The sequence below is a fragment of the Paenibacillus caseinilyticus genome (assembly GCF_027533645.1).
GTDB lineage: Bacteria > Bacillota > Bacilli > Paenibacillales > NBRC-103111 > Paenibacillus_G > Paenibacillus_G caseinilyticus.
Genome location: NZ_JAQAGY010000004.1, coordinates 137,813 through 145,259 on the forward strand (window position 1 = coordinate 137,813; position 7,447 = coordinate 145,259).

General features: G+C 65.7%; 1 protein-coding gene. It reads right to left on the reverse strand.

The window, feature by feature from the left end; translation table 11 throughout:
* Nucleotides 1-135: 135 nt before the first annotated feature.
* Complete coding sequence (locus O9H32_RS08260; RefSeq protein WP_269865482.1) at nt 136-7,395, reverse strand: non-ribosomal peptide synthetase; 7,260 nt, start codon at nt 7,393-7,395, stop codon at nt 136-138.
* Between the last annotated feature and the right edge of the window lie 52 nt (nt 7,396-7,447).

Sequence of the window (7,447 nt, forward strand, 5' to 3'; positions counted from 1 at the left end):
GGCGGCAGAGCGCAGGGAATCAGGCCGCTGATGTAAAATGAAGTCCGTCCAAGGCCCTCTTACCCGGAGGTTCTTGGACGGACTTCCTTGTGTTCCCATCAGGCTGTTCCTATCAGAGCGTTCCCGCTTACGGCCTCAGGTCAAGACGGTCTGCCCGGCAGACTGCAGAATCTCCCCGAGCAGCCCGGCGTTGTGTCTGATCGCGGGTTCTTCCAGCATCGCCATATGGCTGCCGTGTCCCTGATATGTGGTCAGCCCGCCGGTCTCCGCTCCGTTCCACGAGAGCCGGGCGTCCGATCCTTCGGCGAGCACCAGATGTACCGGCGCGCGGAGTGCCGCGCCATTGACCGTCCGCTGAAGGTAGCGGCGGTAAGCGTACATGCGGGCTGCCGCCTCCCGGCGCACGGACGGCACCGAGAGCAGATCGCCATAGCGGTTCTCTGCGGCAGCCAACTGCGCCTCTGTGTCGCGGAGCAGCTCTTCGTCCGGAACCGGGTCCGCGCCGGTCTTCCGCTCCGCATCGAGCATCAGCAGGCCGGCGACCTCCGACCCTTCGGCTTCCAGCAGCGCGGCGGTCTCATAGGCCAGACAGCCGCCGGCAGAATAGCCCAGCAGGATATAGGGACCTTCGGGCTGCAGCCGGCGGATCCGGGAGGCGTACGCTTCGGCCGGCCGGTCTTCTTCTTCCGAACCGGGGAGGAAGTCAAAGGCATACCACGTATACGCGGGCAGCATGGAGGCCAGGGCGCGGTACTCGAAGCCGTAGCCGGCGACGGGCGGGAAGCAGAAGACATTCAGCCCCTCCCCTCCTTCGCTCAGCTTCGTAACGGACTCTTCTCCCCCACCTTGAAGCTCATGCACGGTATCCAGCTTTGCGGCCAAGGCCTCAACGGTCCGGTGACGAAAGATCAGGTGCAGCGGCACCTCTATGCCGAGGCGCTCGGATATTCTGGCCGACAGGACGGCAGCGAGCAGCGAGTGGCCGCCGATGAGGAAGAAATCGGAGTGCACGCCGACATGCTCTACGCCCAGCAGCTCGCTCCAGATCGCGGCGAGGTGGAACTCGCTCTCCGTCCGCGGCTCGACGATGTCTGCCGTCGCAACCTGCGGTGCGGGCAGCGCCCGGCGGTCGATCTTGCCGTTGGCCGAGAGCGGCAGCGACTCCAGCTGCATGAGCAGCTCCGGTACCATATAGGCCGGCAGCGTCCGGGCCAGATGGAGCTGCGCTTCGGAAGCGGAGAGCTCCCGCCCCGCGGTAAAGTAGGCGCAGAGCTGCACGTGTCCGGCTTCGGTCCTGCGGGTGGTGACCACCGCTTCGCGGACCTCCTCCAGCTGAAGCAGCGCCTGCTCGATCTCGCCGGGCTCGATCCGGTATCCGCGCACCTTGGCTTGCCCGTCCTTGCGGCCGAGGAACTCCATGCGGCCGTCCGGAAGCAGGCGGCCGAGGTCCCCCGTGCGGTACATCCGGGTGCCGATGCCGCCGGCCGCCGCAAGGAACGGATCCGGCAGGAAGGCGGCGGCGGTCTTGTCCCCGTCATTCATATACCCGTCGGCCACGCCGATGCCGCCGATATACAGCTCACCCGGCACGCCGTGCGGGACGGGGAGGCCGAACGGATCCAGCACGTAGAACCGGTTGTTGGCGAGCGGTCTGCCGTACGGAATGCTTCGCAGGGCTTCGTCCGCTTCGCCGATCTCGTGATAGTTCGACCAGACGGCCGCCTCGGTTGCCCCGCCTAGACCGATTGTCCTCGCATGGGGGAAGTAAGCGAGCAGACGGCGCCGCAGGTTCACAGGAATCCAGTCCCCGCTGAGGAAGACCAGACGCAGCAGCGGGTGCTGCCCGGCCTCGCCGGCTTCTTCGAGGGCCTGGACGAGATAGTTCATCGTGGTCGGAACGGAATCCCAGAAGGTGATCCCCTGCGTAATGAGAAGCCTCCACAGCGTGCGGGGATCCTGCACCTCCTCTTTCTCCGCGATAACCACCAGTCCCCCGGCGGCGAACATACCGAACAGATCATACACCGACAGATCGAAGCACAGGGAAGTCACCCAGAGCAGACGGTCGTCGGAACCTATCCCATACGTATCGTTGACCCAGTGAATCAGATTGACGGCCGAACGGTGCCGGATCCGTACGCCCTTCGGTTCCCCTGTCGTTCCCGAGGTGTAGATGATATAAGCCAGATCATCGGGGGAGGCCTGCCGACTTGGCTTCAAGGCTTCGGTACGGCCCCCCTGGAGGACAGCCGGCGCCCCGTCCAGGCGGATGACCGCCACGCCGGGGTCCGGTTCGAAGGAGAGCGGCCTGTCCGTCAGAATGGCGCTGACCTGCGCATGAGCGGCGAGGCGGGCCTGCCGCTGCGGCGGGTATTCCGGGTCGACCGGCACGTAAGCGGCCCCGGCCTTCAGGATGCCGAGCATGCCGGAGACCGCCGGCATGCCCCGGCCTGCGATCAGGGCTACGCAGTCTCCGGGCTGCACCACCGCTTCCGCCAGTCCCGCTGCCACCGCTTCCGCATGGGCATTCAGGAGACCGTAGGTAATGAGGGTGTCTCCATGGAGGAGAGCCGGACGCTCCGGAGCCCGCTGCGCCTGATCTTCGAACAGGCTGATGAGCGTCGAATGCTCCGGATAGGGAGCCGCCGTCCGGTTGAACGCTGCAACCGTCTCCCTGAACTCGGCGGGCTGCAGAATGCCGAGCCGGTCCAGATCGGCTTCCGGCTCCTCCGCCATGTGTTCCAGGAGGCGGAGCAGGTGCCCTTCGATCCGCTCCATATCCTCCGCCTCATAGGCCGCGGCATTGTAAGAGAGCTTGAAGCTCAGCTCTTCGTGGGGCAGCACGATGAGATTAAAATCATAGTTCGTGTGCTCGAAGAGCTCGGCCCGAGTTGCTGCGACTCCGCCGTCCGGCCCGCTCTCCGTGCCTGACAGAGGGGAGGAAAGCGGGTAGTTCTCGAACACGCAGAGGTGCGAGACCAGCGAAGCGCCGGCGCCTCCGTTCATCCCGGCGAGCGGGAACCAGTCATAGACGGCAGAGTCCAGGGCGGTCCTTGTCATCTGTTGCAGGAGCTGGGGCAGGTTATTGGTGCCTTCGAAGCGGACCCGCACCGGGATCGTATTGATGAACAGGCCGACCATCGCTTCCACGCCCGGCAGGTCGGCGGGACGTCCCGATACCACGGTTCCGAAGACGATATCCGTCGCATGGTTGTACTTGGCGAGCAGCAGGGCCCATGCGGCCTGAATGACGTGGTTGAGCGTGGTCTGGCAGGAGGCCGCAAGCGCCCTCAGCCGCTCCGCCAGCTCAGGGTCTGGACGGAATTCATGGAGCTGGTGCCGGTAGAGGCCGCCGGCTTCCTTCGCTTTCCCTTCTCTGAATGAGGGCACGGGCGTCGCTCCCTCGCAGCCTGCGAGCAGGCTGTTCCAGTATCGGGCCGCTTCTTCCCGGTCCCGGCGCTCCAGCCAATCGATAAAATGGCTGTACGGGACCGAAGAAGGCAGCTCCCGCTCCGGCTGCGCATATAGCTGCATGAACTCGCGCATGAGGATGCCGAGGCACCAGCCGTCGAGCAGGATGTGGTGGTAGCTCCCGACCACATCCCAGGCCGCTTCGCCGGTATGCAGCACGGCGAAGCGCAGCGCGGGCGTGCCCGCCAGATCGAAGCCGGCCTGCCGGTCACCGCGGCAGTAGGCATCCGCTCGGCGTTCCTGCTCCTCTTGGGACAGCCCCCGCAGATCCTCATAATGCACCGGTGCGTGCCAGCCTTCCAGCACCGCCTGCAGCGGGCGTCCTGCGCGGGCGATGCGGAACACCGTGCGCAGGATATCGTGCCGCTGAACGAGCCGTGCGGCGCTGAGCCGGAAACCGTCCAGATCCAGCGGCCCGTGGAGCGTCAGCCGCAGCTGTTCAAAGTATGCTTCGTTCTGCGGATCGTACTGGGCATGGAACAGCATTCCCTCCTGCAGCGGGGTCAAGGGATAGAGCTTGGCGATCCCTGCTCCCGGATGCTCCTTGCGCAGCCCGTTGTGCCACGCATCGAGCTCTTCCTGCGGCAAGACCGGCTCCGCCGGTGCAGGCTTGGTTTCGCTCTGCGGCGCAGTCTGAGGGATCTGAGCGGTCTGGGGTGCGCGAGGGGCCTGAGCGGTCTGAAGAGTGGAAGCGTCCAGCGGCACAACGACTTCGGCCAGATCAGCCAGCACCGGATAGCGGAACAGATCCCGGACCTCCAGCCGAAGGTTCTCTTTGTGCAGCCTCGCCGCCAGCTGAATGGCCTTGATCGAGTCGCCTCCCCTCTCGAAGAAGCTGTCGTGGATGCCGGCCGCCGGGCCTCCCAGCACTTCCTGCCACAGCGCGGCCAGGCGGGCCTCCATCGCAGTGCGCGGAGCGGTATGGGTGGCGCCGGGCGGTATGGCGTCCGGCCGCAGGGAGAGCGCCCGCCGGTCGACCTTGCCGTTCGGCGTGAGCGGCAGCCGGGGCAGTCGGACGAAGCGGGATGGCACCATATAGCCGGGCAGGGCCGCTGCCATATGCCGCTTCAGCTCATCTAGGCCGGGTTCCTCCCCGGCACCGGTGTAGTAGGCCCACAGCTCCCGGGTGCCCTGCCCTTCCTCCTTGACCACCACGGAGGCTTCTCTCACGGAAGGCATCCGGAGCAGGCAGGCTTCGATCTCCCCGGGCTCGATCCGGTAGCCGCGGATCTTGAGCTGGGCATCCGTTCGGCCGAGGAACTCCAGCGTGCCGTCCGGAAGCCATCGCACCCGGTCGCCGGAGCGGTACATCCGCTCTCCGGGGACGAACGGGTCCGGGACGAAGCGGAGCGCGGTCTGCTCCGGATCGCGCCAGTAGCCGCGGGCGAGCCCTCCGCCCGCGATGCACAGCTCCCCCGGCGCCCCGGCCGGGAGCAGTCGGCCTTTGGCGTCCAGGACATACAGCCGCACATGATCGATCGGTCTGCCGATGGGTACCGGACCGTCCGCGGGTTCGACCCGGCCGCTCGCGGCAACGACCGTATTCTCGGTTGGGCCGTAGTTGTTGTGGAGCTCATAGGGTATATGCCCCACCCGCTGGAGCCGGTCCCCTCCCGTCAGGAGCAGCCGGAGGTGCCGGGGTGCGGGCTCCTCCATGAAGGCTTCAGCGAGCGCGGTCGGAAGGAAGGCTTGGGTCACCGCATGGTCTTCCATGAACCGGCTGAGCCCCGCGAGATCCATCCGCAGCGGACCCGGCACCGGGTACAGCGAAGCTCCGGCGAGCAGCGGCGGGAAGAGCTCCCATACGGCTGCGTCGAACCCGAACCCCGCATAGTGCAGGCAGCGGTCTTCCGGCGTCAGGCGGAAGTGCCGGATGTGCCACTGCGCCAGCTTCACGAGGCTGCGGTGCTCGACCATGACGCCCTTGGGCTGTCCGGTCGTGCCCGAGGTGTAGATCACGTAGGCCAGATCCCGCGGGCCGGCATCAAGGCGGTCTTGTTCGGCAGCATCCGGCACGGAGCCGCCGCCCTCCTCCCGCCGATCCGGCGAACCGGCGGCGAATGCTCCGCGGTGCGGCAGAGGTGCCGGGTGCGCCTCCGAGGTGTCTGCCCCCCCGCGCTCCTTCCCTGATTCGAGGATCTCCTGCGAATCGAGGCAGAGACAAGCTTGCAGCTCCCCGCATTCTTCCAGCAGCTTCCGCAGCACCCCGGTGTGCGTCTCGGACGACACGATCACGGAGAGCTGGGCATGCTCCGCAAGCGCGCGGATGCGCTCATAAGGAAGGCTGGGGTCAATCGGCACGAAGGCCCCCCCGCTCTTCAGGACCGCGAGCACGACCGTCACCCGGTGAACCGAGGGCTCCAGCAGGACCCCGACAAGCTTCCCCGGACGAATCGCTTTATTCCGGAGGGAACCGGCCAGCCGGGCCGACTCCGCTTCCAGCTCGCGGTAGGAAAGCGCATCGCCGCCGAAGATGACGGCCGGCCGGTCCGGCGTGCGGGCCGCCTGCTCGGCGAACCATCCATGTACCGTCCGATGTTCCGATGCGCACTCTCCTGCGGGATATCGGTCCAGCTGCTCTTCTTTTTCCGCGTCCGTTACGATATCGATTGTATCCGCAAGGATTGACGGGTCGGCCGCAGCCGCTTGCGCCGCCTTGCGCAGATGCCCTTCGATCCACCGCATATGCTCCTCCCCGTACCGGAGCGCATTATAGTTCAGCCGGAATCCGAGTTCCCTGCCGGTGCTGACCGCCGCATCGAAGTCATAATGCGTCCGCTCCTCGATCCGAAACTCCTCGACCCGCAGCTCGGAAGCTTTCATCAGAGCCCCGAGTTCTTCCTGCACCGGGTAATTCTCAAAGCCGATCACATGGGTGATGAGCTCCTGGCCCGCTTCGCTCTCCTTCTGGATCTCATAGAGCGGATGGTGCTGGTAGGGCTCCGAAGCCAAGGCGGCCTTCTGCACCTCCTGCGCCAGCTCCGCGAAGCTTCGGCCCTCTGTCCGTATACGCAGCGGAATCGTATTGATGAAGAGACCCACCATCCGTTCCACGCCCCGGATCTCCGCCGGCCGGCCGGATACGACCGTACCGAACACCGCATCCTCCGTTCCGTTATACCGCTGCAGCAGGATCCCCCACAGCGACATGACCACGCTGTTCAACGTGACCTGCAGGCTCTGTGCAAGGCCGGTCAAGCGGGCGGTCAGCGCTTCATCCAGCCGGAACGTATGTGTTCGAGGCCGGGTCCCGGCGGAGGAGCCTGACCGGCGTCCCAGCGGATAGGAAGGCTGGCTGCTGCCTTCCAGGTAAGTCTTCCAATAGGAGCCGGCCTCCCCGGCCTGCTGCGTCTGCAGCCAGCGGATGTAGCTGCTGTATGGCGGAGGGGCGGACGGCAGGGCCGTCTCCCCGTCTTCGCCATGGTAGGCGAGGAAAAAGTCGCCGATCACCGTGCCGAGGCACCAGCCGTCCATGATGATGTGGTGGTGGCTCCAGATGCAGACACTCTCCTCCGGTCCGGTGCGCAGCACGACGGCCCGCATCAACGGGTCCTTGTCCAGCCGGAAGCCCCGGGCCTGATCCTCCGCCTTGAAGCGCTGCAGCGCTTCCTGCACTTCTACGGCGGAGAGATAGGACAGGTCTTCGAATCGTACGCTGCAAGCGCGTTCCTTCAGCACCACCTGCCTCGGCTCCGTGATCCCTGCAATGCCTTGATGGAGGAACAGCGTGCGGAGCACATCATGGCGCTGAACGACCCTGTCCCAGCAGCGCTGGAAGCGCAGGGGGTCCAGCGGGCCTCGGATGGTGAATACGGCCTGCTCCAGATAAGCGGATGCCCCCTCGTCCACCAAGGAGGCGAACAGCATCCCCTTTTGCATCGGGGACAAGGGATAGATGTCTTGGATTTCCGGTTTTTTGGCCATGTTCGTTCCTTTCGTGAGACAGATCTATGTGAAATCGGCGCTGGGCGGCTGC

Coding starts and splice junctions, on each gene's coding strand:
- O9H32_RS08260 (WP_269865482.1), bottom strand. CDS start 7,395: ATGGCCAAAAAACCGGAAATCCAAGACATCTATCCCTTGTCCCCGATG.